Consider the following 16,438-nt stretch of genomic DNA (forward strand, 5'->3'; position numbering starts at 1 on the left):
CATCCGGCTAGGTTTCCCGGGATGAAATCGCGTTTTCTTCTCCTCCTCGCCGTCGCCCTCGGTGCGAGCGGACTGACCGCCGCCGACCACGTCGTCCAATTCGACCCCGCCCAGTCCACCGTCGATGTCACCGTCAAGGCCACCGTCGACTCGTTCACCGGCAAACTCGCCGCCTACGATCTCACGGGGGCCGCCGACGACAGCGGACGCATCGTTTCCGCACGACTGGCGTTTCACTTTCGCGATGTGCTCACGGGAAAACCGAAACGCGACACCGCGATGCACGAATGGCAGCACACCGACCAGTTTCCCGACGCCCGCTTCGAACTCACCGCGCTCACCACGGCGTCCGACGGTTCGTCGCGCGCCAGCGGCAAACTCACGTTTCACGGCGTGACGCGCGAGCTGAGCTTTCCCGTCACCGTCGCGCACGCGGGCGCCACCTACGCCATCGATGGCGAAGCGCCGATCGACACGCGCGAATTCGGCCTGCCGATCATCCGCATGATGGGCCTGCTCAAAGTCGATCCCATCGTCCGGGTGCGCTTCCACTTCCAGGGCAAACTCGCATGACGCGCCGGAACGCCGCGTTCTCGTCCGGTGCGGAGCGCGCCCTGCGGGCGGCGCTGCATCGTCATCTCCCGACCTCGGCGGGCGACGAACGCGGGCTCCGCGAAGCGTTGCGGCAGGGCGCGGATCATCCGGGCAAACTCGTGCGCGGATGCGCGGTGCTCGTGGCGGCGCGCCACCACGGCTGGCCGCTCCGGCGCGCGGCGCAGCTCGCCGTCGCGATCGAGTATTTTCACACCGCTTCGCTGCTGCTCGACGACCTTCCCTGCATGGACGACGCGACGGTCCGCCGCGGCCGCACCTGCGTGCATCGTCTCCACGGCGAAGCCACCGCCATCCTTGCCGCGCTCGCGCTGATCAACCGCGCCTACGCGCTCGCGCACACCGCGCTGGCCGCCGAGCCCGCCGCGGTGCGCCGGCGCGCAAACGCGCTGCTCGACCGCGCGCTCGGCGTGAGCGGTCTCGTCGGCGGGCAAGCACTGGATCTGGCTTTCGCCGGCTCGACGCGCTCCGCCGCGATGGTCAGCCGAATTGCCGCGCGGAAAACCGGCGCGCTGTTCGCGCTCGCGGTGTTGCTGCCGGCCGAACTGGCGCGGCCCAATCGCCGCGAGCGCCGCGCGCTGAATGCGCTGTGCGTGTATTGGGGACAGGCCTATCAGATCGCCGACGATCTCGCCGACCTGTCCGTCGAGCGCGCCGCACCGGAAAAGACCCGCGGCCGCGACCGTCAACTCGCGCGCCCAAACCTCGGCCTCGCGCTCGGCGCCGAACGGGCTGCCGCGCGCCTGGTGCGGCTGGGCCATCAGGCGGAGCAGTCGTGGCACACGCTGGAGAAGCTCGGTCCGGCGCGTTGGAGCCATTTGAGAGAACTGAACGCGGCACTCCTGCAGCGGCACCGCTGCGGCGTGGACCTCGACTATCGCGCCGCTTGATCGACGGCTCGCACACGGGTGCGATGAACCGCCCCGACGAAGTCTCCTCGCCCGACCTCGCGCGCCTGGTCGCACGACACAGCTACGCATGGCTCGTGGCGGCCAATCTCGTCGGCGCCTGGCTGGCGCTCTCCTTGCTCTGGCCCGCCGCTGGTGACGCGCTGGCCCCGCTGACCTACGGGCGCTGGGTGCCGTTGCACCTCGACTGGCAGCTCTACGGCTGGTGTTCGCTGCCGATCGTCGGCGCGTTGCTGGCGTGGTGCGCCGCGCCCGCCGATGCGCGCACGCTGACGTCCGCGCGCGTTGCCCTCACCAGTTGGTCACTGGTTCTCGTTCTGGGCGGACTGACGTGGCTCGCCGGCGGCGTGAGCGGCAAACTGTTTCTCGACTGGGCGGGCAACGCCCGACCGCTCCTGCCGGCCGCCATGCTCGTGCTGTGGGGCGCGCTGGCGCGACTGACGGCCGGCGCGTGGAAAACTTTCCCGCCCGCCGGCCGGGCGCTCCGGGTGATCGTCTTGGCGGCGCTGCTGCCGGTTCCCGTGGTGCTGCATTGGTCGATGGGGCGCGAAGTCTATCCGGCCGTGAATCCCGACAGCGGCGGCGCGACCGGCGCGGCGTTGCTCGGATCGACGCTGGGTATCGTGACGATTTTTCTGCTGCTGCCGCACTTGCTCCGCGTCGTCCCGCGCGGTTCGCCGGCCCGGCGCACGGCAATCATGTTTGCGCTCGGTGCGAGCTGGCTCGTGTTCGCGATCATCGATCACGGCCACGTCTCGCACCACGCGTCGGTGCCCATCGCGGCGCTGGCCTTGCTGGTAATTTGGATTCCGTTGCTCGGCGTCCATTGGCGCGGATTCGAGTGGCCGACGGAAGCGCGCGCCTGGATGTGGGCGGCCCTCGCTTGGTGGACGCTGCTGATCGCGAGCGGCTGGGTGACGTTCCTACCCGGCGTTTCCGAGTCGCTGAAGTTCACGCACGGTCTCGTCGGCCACGCGCATCTCGCGATGGCGGGCGTCGTGACCAGCGTGAACGGGATGATCCTCGCCACGCTCACGCGGCGAACGGCGGATCGCCTCGCGTTCTGGCGCTGGCACGTCGGGTGCGGCGTCTACGTGGCCGCGATGGTCGTGCTCGGCGTGTTCGAGACGGAGCGCGCGGGCGAACTGTTCCGCAGCGCCGGCTGGACCCAGGCGCTCTTGTCTCTGCGTCTCGTCGGCGGACTGCTGATGCTCGACGCATCGGTGCGGTGGTGGCGCGACGCTGGGAAACCATGAGCGCGGCACGACTCCTGAAACCACACTCGTGGCGCGGGCGCATCGCTTTCGCGCTCGTCGGCGCGGCGTTGCTGGTCGCGCGCGACGCGGCGGCTGATGACTGGGTCGCGCGCGGGCGCGAGGTCTACATTCGCGAGGGCTGCATCCATTGCCATTCGCAATACGTCCGGCCGCACGCGCCGCTCGACATCGAGCGCTGGGGACCGGCGACGCCGCTCGAACAGCTCATGCAACAGCGTCCGCCGCTGCCCGGCAATCGCCGCCAGGGCCCCGACCTCGCGAATGTCGGCAATCGCCGCACCGCCGAGTGGAACCGGCTGCACCTGCAGGCTCCGCGCACGATCTCGCCGGGCTCGCGCATGCCGTCCTACGCGCACCTGTTCGCCGGCGGCAGCGACTCCGACGGCGAAGCGCTGGTCGCCTACCTCGCTTCGCTCGGCGCGGACACGATTCCCGAACGGCTGGCGCAACGCGCCGCGTGGCGGCCGACGGGCACGGACGCGATCGATCGCACGAAGGCGGCCGGGCTGTTCGCGCAACTGTGCGCGCATTGCCACGGCGAGACGGGCCGCGGCAACGGTCCGCTCGCCGCGCGACTCAGCGTGTGTCCGCCGGATTGGAGCGCCGGCACGTGGCGGCATCTCGCGCCTGGCGCCGATGTGGAACGGGAGCTCGCCCGCATCATCAAGTTCGGCCTGCCCGGTTCGCCGATGGCGGGACACGAGTATCTGCGCGACGAGGAGATTCTCGGGCTCGCTCGCATCGTGCGTTCGTGGCAGGAAAGCCGGCGCTGAGATGAAAATCCTGATTGTCGAGGACGAGCCCAAGGTCGCGCGCTTCCTGGAGAGCGCGCTCGCCGAACAAGCCTACACCGTGCGGCGAGTCGCGACGTGCGCCGCGGCGTGGGATGCGCTCGTGGAGTCGCCCTACGACGCCGTCGTGCTCGACCTCGGCCTGCCCGATGGCGACGGGCTCGACTTGCTGCGCCAATGGCGGGCGCGCGGCTTCGACCAGCCGGTGCTCATTCTCAGCGCGCGCAACGCCGTCGAGGATCGCATCCGCGGCCTGAATCTCGGCGCGGACGACTACCTGCCGAAACCCTTCAGCGTGGACGAGCTCGTCGCGCGCGTCCGCTCGCTGCTGCGGCGTCCGAGCACCGGCCAGCGCAGCACCGTGCTCGAACACAAGGGCGTGCGGCTCGACCTGCTCTCGCGCATCGCCGAGTGCGACGGCCGCGCGGTGGAGCTGACGACGCGCGAGTTCGCGCTGCTCGAGTTGTTCCTGCAAAACCCGCGCCGCGTGCTCACGCGCACGCTCATCGCGGAAAAAGTCTGGGAGGCGTCCTACGATCTCGAGACGAACCTGATCGACGTCTACGTGCGGCGCCTGCGGCAGAAATTCGAGCGCCCCGGCAGCGGGCCGTTCATCAAGACGATTCGCGGCACGGGCTATCAGCTCGCATGAAATTCCTCGGCACGTTCACGGCGCGGCTCACGGCCCGCTTCGCGATCCTCGTCACGCTGACGACGACCGCAGTGCTGTTGGCCGGCGGCCTGTTGCTCAACCACCAGATCGAGCACGGCCTCGAACTCCTGCACGACGTGGAGGCCGCCGAGATCGGCAAGTTGCTCGGCAACGACACGCGGCTGACCGCCGACGAGGTCGAGCAACGCATCCAGCACGACGCCGACAGCGACGCGGCCCTGTTCCTCATCCAGGTGGTGGCGCCGGGCGAGAAGGTCGTCTTCCGCTCCGACAACCTCGGCGAGACGATCCTGCCGGCGAACGGCGAAGCGAACCGGCATTGGACCGCGCGGCTGCCGTTCCTCGGGCGCGTGCACCTCTCGTCGTATCGCAGCGGCCCGTGGCGCATCGTGGTCGGCAGCACGCTGGCCGGCGGAGAGCGCATGCTGAGCGACTACATCCGCATCAGTCTCGGACTCGTCGCCGGCGTGGCGCTGCTGAGCATCGGGCTCGGCTACGCCTTCAGCCGGCACGCCTTGCGTCCGCTCCGCGCCATCGAGGCCACGGCGCGGAAGATCAGCGCGGACAATCTCGGGCAGCGCATTCCGATCACCAGTTGCGATGAACTCGGCTCGTTGTCGCGCCTGTTGAACGAGACTTTCGACCGCCTGCAGACCTCGTTCGAACAGGTGCGACAGTTTTCCGCCGACGCGTCGCACGAGCTGAAGACGCCGCTCGCGCTCGTGCGCCTCAACGCCGAGAAGATCCGCCAGCGCGTCGACGGACAGGAAGAACTGCGCGGCGCGGTCGACGACATCCTCGAAGAGATCGGCTCGCTCAACCAGATCATCGACCGCCTGCTTTTCCTCGCGCGCTCGGAGGCCGGCGCCGTGCCGCTGAACCGGCGCCACGTCGACCTCGCGGCGTGGGTGGCGGCATTCGGCGAGGACGCGCAGGCGCTGGCGGAGGATCGCGGCGCGAAATTTCAGTGCGGCGAAAACGCGCCGGGCGAACTGACGATCGATCCGGACTTGCTGCGGCAATTGCTGCTGAATCTCGTGGCCAACGCCGTGGCGGTTTCGCCGGCGGGCGGCGCGGTGACGCTCGAGTCGAGGCCCGAGGGCGAGCACTGGGTCATCGTGATTTCCGACGAAGGTCCCGGTCTGCCCGAGGAACAGCTCGCGCGTGTGTTCGAGCGTTTCGTGCGCTTCAACCGCGACAACACGCCGGACGCGCCCCGCGGGCACGGTCTCGGACTCGCGATCTGCCGCGCGATCGCGGAGCTGCACGGCGGCAACATCCGCGCGGAAAACCGGCGCGATGCGCGCGGCCTGCGGGTGATCGTGACGCTGCCGCGCTCCATGCCTGTCCCGAAAACTTGACGGTCAAGCGAATCGACGCGTGCAAACGCCCCCGGGCGAAAGTTTAGTCATCGCCGCCCCGCTCAACCCGCTGTTCCCCGATGAAAACCCTGCGCTTCGCCCTGCTCGTTTCGCTGCTGTTGCCCGCCTTCCTCATCGCCAAGCCGCTCCGCGTCGGCTTCGCGCAAACCGGCGCCGAGAGTGCCTGGCGCACCGCCAATTCCGAGTCGATGAAAGCCGAGGCCGCCAAGCGCGGCATCGAGCTGAAGTTCTCCGACGCCCAGGGCAAACAGGAGAACCAGATCCGCGCCGTCCGCTCGTTCATCACGCAGGGCGTCGACGCCATCGTCATCGCACCGATCGTCGAGACCGGCTGGGACCCCGTGCTCCGCGAAGCGAAGCGCGCGAAGATTCCCGTCATCCTCACCGACCGCAGCATCCAGACCGCCGACGAGTCGCTGTTCGCCTGTTTCATCGGCTCCGACTTCTACGAAGAAGGCCGCCTCGCCGCCGAATGGCTCGCCGCGCACACCGGCGGCAAAGGCACGATCGTCGAACTGCAGGGCACGCCCGGCTCCGCGCCGGCCAACGAGCGCCGCAAGGCCTTCGCCGACGCGCTGAAGAGTCATCCCGAGCTCAAGATCATTGACTCGCAGAGCGGCAACTTCGAGCGCAGCGGCGGCAAGCAAGTCATGGAGGCCTTCCTCAAGAAACACGGCAAAGCCATCCAGATCGTTTACGCGCACAACGACGACATGGCGCTCGGCGCCGCGCAGGCCATCGAGGAAGCCGGCCTCAAACCCGGCCAAGACATCACTCTCGTGAGCATCGACGCCATCCGCGAAGCCGTGAAGGCCGTCGCCGACGGACGCCTTAATTGCACCGTCGAATGCAACCCGCTCTTCGGCCCGAAGGTTTACGACACCGTCGCGAAGCTCCTCGCTGGCGAAACCGTCCCAAAGAAAGCCTACAACAAGGACGAGCTCTTCGACGCCAAGAACGCCGCTGCTGCTCTGCCGACGCGGCAATACTGAGCGCGACTGCGCCGCGCCAAGTGGCAAGTGACAAGTTCCAAGTAACAAGAACCCGACCGCCTGCGCCGTCTCCTTGATACTTGTCCCTTGATTCTTGCTCCTTCTCCCCGCTCCCGTGCCTGACTCTACCCTCCTCGCCCTTCGCGGCATCACCAAGCGCTTCCGCGGGGTGACAGCCTTGCAGGGCGTGGACTTCACCGTCCGCGCCGGCGAAATCCACGCGTTGATGGGCGAAAACGGCGCCGGCAAATCGACGCTGATCAAGGTTCTCACGGGCGTGCACACGCCCGACGAAGGCACGCTCACACTCGCGGGCGCCGCGATTCGGCCCGCGTCGCCGAAGGACGCCGAGGCCGCCGGCATCAGCACGGTTTACCAGGAGGTTAATCTCATCCCGTCGCTCTCCGTGGCGGAGAACATCGCGCTCGGCCGCCAGCCGGGACGCGCGGGTTTCATCCATTGGCGCGCGCTGCGCCGCCACGCGCGCGAAGCGCTGGCGCGGCTCGCGATCGAGTGCGACGTCGACGCCGAACTCGGCACGCTCTCCGTCGCCACGCAGCAAATGGTCGCCATCGCGCGCGCGCTCGACCTGCGCGCGCGCTTGCTCGTGCTCGACGAACCCACCGCCAGCCTCGACGAGGCCGAGGTCGCCGAGCTGTTCAAGCTCATGCGCCAGCTCCGCGCGCAAGGCCTCGGCATCGTCTTCGTCACGCACTTCCTCGATCAGGTCTACGCCGTCAGCGACCGCATCACCGTCCTGCGCAACGGCCAGCTCGTCGGCGAATATCCCGCGACCGAACTGCCGCGCCTGCAACTCGTCAGCCACATGCTCGGCCACGCAGTGAAGGACGAGGCCGGCCGCACCGGCGAACAAGCCGCAGGCGCCGCGACCGGCGCGAGCGTCCTCGAAGCCGACGGTCTAGCGCGCCGCGGCGCCGTGCACGCGTGCTCGTTCGCGCTGCGGCGGGGCGAAATCGTCGGCCTCGCCGGCCTGCTCGGCTCGGGCCGCACCGAGACCGCGCGCCTGCTCTTCGGCATCGACCGCGCCGACGCCGGCACGCTCCACAGCGCCGGCGCGCCGCACCACATCGCCAGTCCGCGCGACGCCGTGCGACTCGGTTTCGCTTTCTGTTCCGAGGACCGGAAGACCGAGGGCATTTTGCCGAATCTCTCCGTGCGCGAAAATCTCGTCGTCGCGCTCCAGGCGAAGCAAGGCCTCTGGCGCACGCTGTCGCGCGCCCAGCAGGACGAGTTGTGCGCGCACTACATCCGCGCCCTGCGCATCAAGACCGCCGACGCCGAGACGGCGATCAAGAATCTCTCCGGCGGCAACCAGCAGAAAGTCCTCCTTGCCCGCTGGCTCGCGACGCAGCCGCAGCTCATCATCCTCGACGAGCCGACGCGCGGTATCGACGTCGGCGCGAAAGCCGAGATCGAGGCGCTGATCGAGCAGCTCCGCGCGCAAGGTCTGGCCGTGCTGCTCATCTCCTCCGAAATCGAATCCATCGTGCGCACGTGCACCCGCGTGCTCGTCATGCGCGAGCGGCGCCTCGCGGGCGAAGTGCCCGCCGGCGCCGAGCTGACGACGGCGAAACTGATGCGCGTGATGTCCGGCCATGAGTGACTCGGTGCAAAATCCGCCCGAGGTGGGCGCCGCCGTCCCTGGCGGCGCCACGAACGCGGCGCACGCCTCGTTCGCCTTTGTGCGCGAGCACGCGTGGCTGCTCGGCGGCATCGCGGCGCTGCTCGCGGTCAATCTCTTCGCCGATCCCGCCTTCCTGAAACTCGGCTGGCGCGACGGCCACGTTTACGGCGTGCCGGTCGACATTCTCCTGCAAGGCTCGCGCACGACGTTGCTCGCGCTCGGCATGACGCTCGTCATCGCCACCGGCGGCGTCGATTTGTCCGTCGGCTCGCTCGTCGCGATCGCCGGCGCGGTGTCGGCCTTGCTGCTCAATCAAGGCGCCGGACTGTTTCTCACGCTCGCCGCCGCGCTCGGCGTCGGCGTGGTCGGCGGCGCGATCAACGGCACGCTTGTCGCGCGCATCGGACTGCAGCCGATCGTGGCCACGCTGATCCTGATGGTCGCCGGCCGCGGCGTGGCGCAGCTGATTTCGGGCGGACAGGTGATCATCTTCTCTCACGCCGGCTTCGAATACCTCGCCAACGGCTACCTTCTCGGCCTGCCGGTCGCGCCGCTGCTCGTCGCAGCGGCATTCGTCGGCACGCACCTGCTGCTGCGCAAGACGGCCGCGGGCTTGTTCATCGAAGCGGTCGGCGACAATGAAACCGCGAGCCACTTCGTCGGCATCGCCGCAGCGCGCATCAAGGCGCTGACCTACGTTTTCTCCGGACTGTGCGCCGGCCTCACCGGCGTGCTCACCGCCGCGAACATCCGCGCGGCCGACGCCAACCGCGCCGGCGAAAACGCGGAACTCGACGCGATCTTCGCCGTGGTCGTCGGCGGCACGGCGCTGACCGGCGGGCGCTTCACGCTGCTCGGCACGTTCCTCGGCGCGGTGCTGATCCAGACGCTGACGACGACGATGTATTACCGCGGCGTGCCGCCGGCGATCGCGCCGGTGCCGAAGGCGATCGTGATCGTCGCGGTCTGCCTGATCCAATCCGAGGAACTGCGCGCACGCCTGCGGCGTTTCCTGCCGGGCGCGAAAGGAGCCGCATGAAACTGCCGCGCCGAATTTCTCCGCTCGCGCTGACCGCCGCGATCTTCGTCGCGCTGTTCGTCACGGCATCGTGCCTCTACGACGGTTTTTTCTCGGCGCGTCTCGCGGTGAACCTGATCGCCGACAACGCGTTTCTCACGATCACGGCGATCGGCATGACGCTCGTGATCCTGACCGGCGGCATCGACCTCTCGGTCGGCTCGGTCGTGGGCTTTTCGTCGATTCTCACCGCCACGCTGCTCGGACGCGGCTGGTCGCCGCTCGCGGCTTGGAGCGTGACACTCGCGTTGGGCGTGTTGTTCGGCGGCGGCATGGGACTGCTGATCCAGCTGTTCCGGCTGCCGGCGTTTCTCGTCACACTCGCGGGCATGTTCTTCATGCGCGGCGCGGCGTTCTGGATCAACACGGAGTCGGTCGGCATCGCGCATCCGTGGTATGAAAAACTCGCCTCGTTCGAGCTGACACTCGGTCCAGCGGCGCTGCCGACAACGGTTTTGGTCGCCCTCACCGTCGTGCTGCTCGGCTACATCGTGGCGCATCACACGCGGTTCGGTCGCACGCTGTTCGCCATCGGCGGCAGCGAGCATTCGGCGCTGCTGATGGGGTTGCCAGTCGGAAGCGCGCGCGTCGCGGTTTACGCCATCAACGGCGGTTGCGCGGCGCTCGCGGGCATCGTTGCCTCGCTCTACACCGGCTCCGGCAATTCGAGCATGGGCGCCGGGCTCGAGCTCGACGCGATTGCGGTGGTCGTGATCGGCGGCACGCTGCTGCGCGGTGGCCGCGGCCACATCATGGGCACGGTGCTCGGCGTGCTGATCTACGGCACGATCCAGGCGGCCATCTTGTTCGACGGCCGTCTGAGTTCGTGGTGGATGCGGATCGTCGTCGGCGCGCTGCTGCTGACGTTCGTCCTGCTGCAACGCGTGCGCCTGCCACGAAGCAAGTAGCCGCGGCCTCACGTCGGCGCGTGTGCGAGGAGTTTGGTGCTCAATGAGCAACAATGCCCGGGTGGCGCGGCGGACCCGAGTAACCTATTAGGTTACTCGAGCGGGGAACGGCGCGGCGGCGCACGGTGAATTCACTTCCGCGGACGTCGCGCGTGCGCGCGCCAGAGCAGCGCGAGTGCGAGCAGGCCGGCGGCCCACGGGGCGGGAGCGCCGCCACCACCCGAGCTGTTCGACGAGCTGTTGGTGTCGTTCGTCGTCGTGCCGGAAGTGCCGTTCGAGGAAGTCCCGGTGGTGGCGGGCACCTCGTAGATTTCGAGCTCGGTGAAGCCGGCCGCCGAGCCGACGCCCGACACGCTCGCGGTGTAGCTGCCGGGGGCGAGCGAGACGTAGATCGCCGCGTCCTTGCTGCCGGTCGCGAGCGCGGGCGCCCCAACGTTGGTCGCGACGGTGCTCAACTGCGTCGCGGTGGCGCCAGACGTGCCGGACGTGGTCGTGGGGGTTTCCCAGTTGTCGTTCGTGGCAATAGTGGTGCCGGAGCTGTTTTGGATCTGGAGCGTCGGATCGCTGTTGCCGCCGCTGAGACTCTGCGCCGACAGCGCCGGCCCGAGGGCGCGGACGAGCACGCCCTGATTCGAGCTGCCCTTGATGGTGAACTCGACGGCCTGTGTGCCGGTGTTGGTGCTCTCGCCGCCGCGGCTGGAATACGCGACGAGCTTCGACGGCACGTTGCCGTCCGCTTCGAACAGCTCGGTCATCACCGCGCCGCCCGCGCCCGCGCCGTCCCAAACGGCGATGAGGTAGGAGCCCGGCGTGAGAGTGGTGACGAGCGCGCTGTCGGCGTCGCCGGAGGCGAGCGTGAGTGCGCCGAGAGAATTACCGAGCGCGATCGTCGCGGCGTCGGTGACCGGCGTGGTGCCCGCGGCCCAGAAGGCACCGGTGCCGGTGTAGAGCTCGATCTTCGGCTTCGTCGCGTAGTCGGAAATTCCCATGCGCGAGAGGCCCGGCCCGGCGGCGCGGATGAACACGCGGCGCGAGTTGGCACCGGCGATGACGAAATTCACGAACTGCACCTCGCTGCCCTTCAGGCGCAGCAGCGCGCTGAAGTCCGCGAAATAACCCGTCGCGCCGGAGTTGGTGCTCGAGGCGTAGCGCGTGCCGGTCAGCGACACTGTGCCGCTGCTCGAGCCCGAGCTGCCGCCGCTCGAGCCGCTGCTGCCGGACGAACCGGAGCTGCCGCTCGAGCCGGAATAGACGCCGACGGTGACGGTGCCGGCTGCGGTCGTGTTGTAGAATTGCCAATAGGCCTCCGTGACGCCGGCCGCGCCGCCGCCGGCTCCCACGGTGATGGCGCGAGCGCGGAGCAGGTAGTTCGTGCCGGAAGGCAGCGCGGTCGAGCCAGACCACGCCCACGTCTTGCCGTCGGACGAGGGCGTGGCGGTCCCCAATGTCGTCCACAGATTGCTGTTGGTTGAATACGACAGCGTCACCGAGACGAAATTCGCGGCCGAGCCGGAGAGCGTCCACGAGGCGGAGCGCAGGTCCGAGCCGACCGAGAAACTGTAGGCGCCGCTGGTGGCGCCGCTCGCGCGGCTGAACAGATAGTCCGCAGATCCGCCGAGCGTAGTGAACTCGCCGCCCACGAACGCGCGGCCGTCGAGCAAGCCGGTGAGCGCGTGCACCGCGGCATTGGCGGTCGCGGCGAACGTGGTGTCGAGTGAGCCGTCGGCCTTGAGCAGCGCGAGCTTCGCGTGGCTCTGCCCCGCGATGTTCGTGAACGCGCCGCCGACGAGCACCGTGCCGTCGACGCGCGCGGACAGCGCGTAGACGCCGCCGTCGGGCGCGGGGTTGAACGCGGTGTCGAGCGAGCCGTCGGCGTTCAGGCGCGCGAGGTTGTTGCGCGTCTGGCCGGCGACCGAGGTGAATTCGCCGCCGATCAGGATCCGGCCGTCGGGCAGAGCTGCGACGGCCCGAACCGGCCCATTGATCGACGGCGAAAAGGATCCGTCCACCGCGCCCGACGAGGTCAGACGCGCGAGCCGGGAGCGGGCGGAGCCGGCGACGTTCGCGAAATCGCCGCCGATGACGATAGCGCCCGACGGAGTGACCGCCAAGGCGCGCACCGTGCCGTCCACGGACGGCGCGAAGCTGCCATCGAGCGCGCCGCCGGAGGTAAAGCGCGCGAGGCGATTGCGCGTCGTGCCGGCGATCGAAGTGAAATCGCCGGCGACGAGCACGCCGCCGTCGGCCTGCGCCGCAAGCGCGCGGACGGCGCCGTTGGGAGACGGACTAAAGCTGCCGTCCGGGCTGCCGTCGACGGTGAGGCGGGCGAGGCGCGGAAGGGAAACGCCGCCGACCGCGGAGAAGTCGCCGCCGAGATAGAGCAGCGCTTCGGAGCGCAGATCGCCGAACGCGCCGGCGATGATCAGCGAGCCGTCGGCGGGCAGCGCGATCGCGTAAACGTAGTTGTCCGCGGCCGGATTGAAGGACGTGTCGATCGCGCCACTGCTCGTCAGCGCGGCGACGTAGCTGCGACCAACGCCGGCGTCGGTGTTTTTGGGATCGTAGCCGAGTTTCGAGAACGCGCCGCCGATGAAGATGCGGCCGTCGGCGTGCACGGCGATGGCCTGCACGTAGGCGTCGGGCTCGGGCTTGAAGGTCTTGTCGAGGGTGTAGTCGGCGTTGAGGCGCGCGAGGTTGTGGCGGTCGGCGTCGTCCGTCTTCGTATCGTCGCCGTCGTCATCGTCGCTCTCGCCGTCGTCGAGTTGCAACGTGGTGAAGTTGCCGCCGAAGAGAATTTTTCCGTCCGACTGGCGCGCGACGGCCATCACCGGGCCGTTAGGCGTGGGCGCGAGGCCGGTGTCGAGCGAGCCATCGGTATTGAGCAGCGCGAGGTAGGCGGCCGACGTCGACGAACCGCCATTGGGCGCGAAGGTCGTGAACGAGCCGCCGGCGAGAATCTTGCCGTCCGGCATCCGAAGGAGCGCCGCGACCGCACCGTTCGCCGTGGGGTTGTAGCTCGTGTCGAGCGTGCCGTCGGCCTTGAAACGCGCGATGTAGGTCCGGCCGGTGTCGTCGGTCTTGGTGCCGTCGCCGTCATCGTCGTCGTTCTGTCCGTCGTCCACTTCGACGCTGGTGAACGAACCGCCGACCACGATGGCGTTGTCTGATTGGACGACGAGCGTGGCGACGCTGCTGTTGAGCGCGGGCGGGGCGAAGGTCGTGTCGACGGACAGATCGGAGTTCAGCCGCGCGAGATACGTGCGGGTGTAGCCGCCGGCGGTGGTGAACGCGCCGCCGACCGCGATCTTGCCGTCCGTCTGCAGCGCGAGCGCGGCCACGCTGGCGTCGAGCGACAGGTCGAACGCGGTGTCGAGCGCGCCGCCGGCACGGAAGTGCGCGAGGTGCTTGATGCTGCTGCCGGTGATGGTGAACGCGCCGCCGACGAGGAGGGAGCCGTCGTTCAGGATGAGCACGGCGTTGATGCGGCCGGTGAGGTTCGAGATGTCGCCGCGGCCGAACGACGTGCGCACGGCGCCGCCGGATTCGAACCACGCGAGCGCGTTGGTCTTCGTGGCGGAGGAGGCGGTGACGGACTGCACGAGCAGGGCGTTGACCGTGCCGTCGGCGCTGGTGGTGAACGACGTGTCGCGCACGCCCGCGGCGGAGAAACGAGCGAGGTTGGTCGTGGTTTGTCCGCCGAGGTTGGTGAAGGAGCCGCCCACGAGCACGCGTCCGTCGGTTTGCGGCGCGATGGCGGCGACGTGCGCGCCATTGGGGTTCGAGGCGCTGACCGTCCAGGATGACTGGAACGTGCCGTCGCTCGCGAGGCGCAGGATGTGGTTGCTCGCCGCGAGGGTATCGCTCGTGCCGCTGCTGGCGGTGGTGAAGCGGCCCACGAAATAAAGCGTGCCGTTCGTCGCCTTCGTGACGGCATAGACGCGGTCGTTCGTCTGCGTGGTGAAGCTGCTGTCCGGCGTGCCCGTCGTGCCGATGGCGGCGAGGTATTTGCGGGCGAGGACGTCGCTCGGGCCGACGTGGGTGAAGTAGCCGCCGATCACGGCGCGTCCGTCGGCGAGCGTGGCGATGGCGGTGACGGTCGAATCGGCGCCGGGGTTGTAGGTCTTGTCGAGCGAACCGTCGGCGTTGAGGCGCGCGAGATTGCGGCGGCCGGCGTCGTCGTTGGTGGTGCCATCCTCGTCGTCGTCGTCGCCTTCGCCGTCGTCGAGTTGGAGCGTGGTGAACGTGCCGCCGAAGAGGATCTTGCCGTCGGTCTGCACAGCGATGGCACGGACGCTGCCGTTGGGGGTGGGGTTGAGGGAAGAATCGACGGTGCCGTCGGTGCTGACGCGCGCGATCGCTTGGAGGGTCGTGCCTTTGATGGACGAAAACGCGCCGCCGAGCAGGAGCTTCCCGTCCGACTGCGGCGTGATCGTGTAGACCGAACTGTTCACCGTCCAATCGAGGCTCGTGACCTTGCCGCTGGAATCGACTTCGGCGAGGTAGGCGCGGCTGACGTTGTCGGTGGTGTTGTCCGTCGTGGTGTCGCTGTCGTTCTCGGTATACCAGGTGGAGAAGTTGCCGCCGACGAGGACGCTGCCGCTGCTCTTGAGGAACAGGGCGAACACCGCGCCATTCGGCCCGGGCGCGTAGGCGGTGTCGAGCGAGCCGTCGGTGTTGAGGCGGGCGAGGTAGGTGCGCGTGGTGCTGCCGACCTTGGTAAAGGAGCCGCCGATGACGATCTTGCCGTCGGTCTGCACGGCGATGGCGGAGACCGTGCCGTTGAGGACCGGGTTGAAAGCCGGATCGATCGTGCCGTCGCTGAGGATGCGCGCGATATTTTGGCGCGTGAGGCCGCCGAGCGTGTTGAAGGTGCCACCCACGATGATGCTGCCCGATGACTCGACGGCGGCGACGGAGATGCTGCCGTCCTCGGCGCCCACCAGCGAGCCGTCGAGGTCGCCGCTGGCGAGGAGACGCGCGGCGTGGTTGCGCAGAACGCCATCGGTGACACCGGCGGGCAAGAACCGCGTGAACAGGCCGCCGACCACGATGCGTCCGTCGGATTGCAACGCGAGCGAGCGCACGGCGGCGTTCGGCGTCGGCGCGAAGCTGGTGTCGACCGAGCCGTCAACGGCGAGGCGAGCGAGGTAGGCGCGCGAGGTGGTCGTGCCGGAATTGGCCGGCAGGAAGGAGGCGAAGTCGCCGCCGAGGAGAATTTTTCCATCCCGCTGCACGACGACGGTCGAGACGCTCCCATCGGGCCGCGGCTCGAAGCTGTCCAGCGTTCCGTCGCTGCGGAAGCGCGCGAGGAAACTGCGGGTCTGGTCGCCGCTGTCGGACGAACCGCGCACCTTGGTGAAATCGCCGCCGGCCAGAATCGAGCCGTCGGACTCGAGGGCAAGGGAGAGCACGCGGTTGTTGGCGAGGACGGCGAAACTGGCGTCGAGCGAGCCGTCGGTGTTGAGCCGGGCGAGACGCGTCGCTGTGACTGCGGCGGCGGCGCCGTTCTGCACCGTGGTGAAGCCACCGCCGACGAGGATCTTGCCGTCGGGCTGCACCGTGAGGGCGAAGACGAGGCTGTTGAAATTCGGTGCGAAGCTGGTGTCGACCGCGCCGCCGCTCGTCAGGCGTGCAATGCGGCCGCGAGCGATCGTGGCGCCGCTGCCGCCCGGTTGGAGCGTGGTGAAGCTGCCGCCGATCAGGATGTTTCCGCTCGCGTCGAGCGCGAGGGTCGCGACCTGCGCGGTGGACAAGCTGCCGCCAGTGGGGCGCGGGTCGAAGCCGGTGTCGAGTGAGCCGTCGGCGTTGAGGCGCGCGAGGCCCGAGCGCGCCACGGCGCTGCTGCTGCCGGTGCCCTGCGCGGTGGTGAACTTGCCCGCGACGACGATGCGCCCGTCGGATTGCACGAGCACGGCAACGACATCGCCGTCGAACACGGGACTGAACGACGCGTCGAGCGTGCCGTCGGCGTTGAAGCGCGCGAGGTGCTGGCGGGTCACGGGCGCGGCTTCGCTGGGCGGTTGCACGGCGGTGAAACCGCCGCCGAGGATGACCTTGCCGTCGCCCTGCACGGCGGTGGCGTAGATGTTGCCGTTGGCGTTCGGATCGAACGCCCAGAGCAGCGCGGGCACGAGGCTCCCGAGGAGCGTGAGGAAGCGGAGGAGTTTCATGC

The 16,438-nt window shown here is 68.9% G+C and carries 11 protein-coding genes; 10 read left to right on the plus strand and 1 reads right to left on the minus strand.

Annotated features, from left to right (window positions below):
- Positions 1-21: 21 nt before the first annotated feature.
- From HZA32_08545 to yjfF, 10 genes are all read left to right on the plus strand, one after another.
- Positions 22-573: a YceI family protein gene (locus tag HZA32_08545; GenBank protein MBI5424124.1), complete on the plus strand. Its 552-nt coding sequence runs from the start codon at positions 22-24 to the stop codon at positions 571-573.
- Positions 570-1,502, plus strand: a complete 933-nt coding sequence (locus tag HZA32_08550) for a polyprenyl synthetase family protein (GenBank protein MBI5424125.1) — start codon at positions 570-572, stop codon at positions 1,500-1,502. Before HZA32_08545 ends, HZA32_08550 begins: the two co-directional genes overlap by 4 nt.
- 23 nt (positions 1,503-1,525) lie before the next feature.
- The gene (locus HZA32_08555; protein ID MBI5424126.1) at positions 1,526-2,776 is read left to right on the plus strand and encodes a hypothetical protein; all 1,251 of its coding nucleotides are present in this window, start codon (positions 1,526-1,528) and stop codon (positions 2,774-2,776) included.
- On the plus strand, positions 2,773-3,570 hold the full coding sequence (locus HZA32_08560) for a cbb3-type cytochrome c oxidase subunit II (protein MBI5424127.1): 798 nt from the start codon (positions 2,773-2,775) through the stop codon (positions 3,568-3,570). The genes HZA32_08555 and HZA32_08560 overlap by 4 nt, the downstream gene beginning before the upstream one ends.
- 1 nt (position 3,571) lies before the next feature.
- Positions 3,572-4,240 (plus strand): response regulator transcription factor, encoded by a 669-nt coding sequence (locus HZA32_08565; protein ID MBI5424128.1) that lies wholly within the window; start codon positions 3,572-3,574, stop codon positions 4,238-4,240.
- Positions 4,237-5,622, plus strand: a complete 1,386-nt coding sequence (locus tag HZA32_08570; GenBank protein ID MBI5424129.1) for a HAMP domain-containing protein — start codon at positions 4,237-4,239, stop codon at positions 5,620-5,622. Before HZA32_08565 ends, HZA32_08570 begins: the two co-directional genes overlap by 4 nt.
- Positions 5,623-5,702: 80 nt before the next feature.
- The gene (locus HZA32_08575) at positions 5,703-6,635 is read left to right on the plus strand and encodes an ABC transporter substrate-binding protein (protein MBI5424130.1); all 933 of its coding nucleotides are present in this window, start codon (positions 5,703-5,705) and stop codon (positions 6,633-6,635) included.
- Between the two features lie 115 nt (positions 6,636-6,750).
- Entirely contained in the window at positions 6,751-8,259 is a 1,509-nt protein-coding gene (locus HZA32_08580; protein MBI5424131.1) for a sugar ABC transporter ATP-binding protein, read from the plus strand.
- Complete coding sequence (locus HZA32_08585) at positions 8,252-9,319, plus strand: ABC transporter permease (protein MBI5424132.1); 1,068 nt, start codon at positions 8,252-8,254, stop codon at positions 9,317-9,319. The genes HZA32_08580 and HZA32_08585 overlap by 8 nt, the downstream gene beginning before the upstream one ends.
- Entirely contained in the window at positions 9,316-10,266 is a 951-nt protein-coding gene (gene yjfF / locus HZA32_08590; GenBank protein MBI5424133.1) for a sugar ABC transporter permease YjfF, read from the plus strand. The genes HZA32_08585 and yjfF overlap by 4 nt, the downstream gene beginning before the upstream one ends.
- 131 nt (positions 10,267-10,397) lie before the next feature.
- Here the strand turns inward: yjfF and HZA32_08595 are convergent, their stop codons facing one another.
- Complete coding sequence (locus HZA32_08595) at positions 10,398-16,436, minus strand: delta-60 repeat domain-containing protein (protein MBI5424134.1); 6,039 nt, start codon at positions 16,434-16,436, stop codon at positions 10,398-10,400.
- Positions 16,437-16,438 lie beyond the last annotated feature (2 nt).

Source organism: Opitutia bacterium (assembly GCA_016217545.1).
GTDB lineage: Bacteria > Verrucomicrobiota > Verrucomicrobiia > Opitutales > Opitutaceae > Didemnitutus.

Excerpts from the sequence above, each read along its gene's own strand:
- HZA32_08545 (MBI5424124.1), top strand. The coding sequence starts at position 22 with ATGAAATCGCGTTTTCTTCTCCTCCTCGCCGTCGCCCTCGGTGCGAGC.
- HZA32_08550 (MBI5424125.1), top strand. The coding sequence starts at position 570 with ATGACGCGCCGGAACGCCGCGTTCTCGTCCGGTGCGGAGCGCGCCCTG.
- HZA32_08555 (MBI5424126.1), top strand. The coding sequence starts at position 1,526 with ATGAACCGCCCCGACGAAGTCTCCTCGCCCGACCTCGCGCGCCTGGTC.
- HZA32_08560 (MBI5424127.1), top strand. The coding sequence starts at position 2,773 with ATGAGCGCGGCACGACTCCTGAAACCACACTCGTGGCGCGGGCGCATC.
- HZA32_08565 (MBI5424128.1), top strand. The coding sequence starts at position 3,572 with ATGAAAATCCTGATTGTCGAGGACGAGCCCAAGGTCGCGCGCTTCCTG.
- HZA32_08570 (MBI5424129.1), top strand. The coding sequence starts at position 4,237 with ATGAAATTCCTCGGCACGTTCACGGCGCGGCTCACGGCCCGCTTCGCG.
- HZA32_08575 (MBI5424130.1), top strand. The coding sequence starts at position 5,703 with ATGAAAACCCTGCGCTTCGCCCTGCTCGTTTCGCTGCTGTTGCCCGCC.
- HZA32_08585 (MBI5424132.1), top strand. The coding sequence starts at position 8,252 with ATGAGTGACTCGGTGCAAAATCCGCCCGAGGTGGGCGCCGCCGTCCCT.
- yjfF (MBI5424133.1), top strand. The coding sequence starts at position 9,316 with ATGAAACTGCCGCGCCGAATTTCTCCGCTCGCGCTGACCGCCGCGATC.
- HZA32_08595 (MBI5424134.1), bottom strand. The coding sequence starts at position 16,436 with ATGAAACTCCTCCGCTTCCTCACGCTCCTCGGGAGCCTCGTGCCCGCG.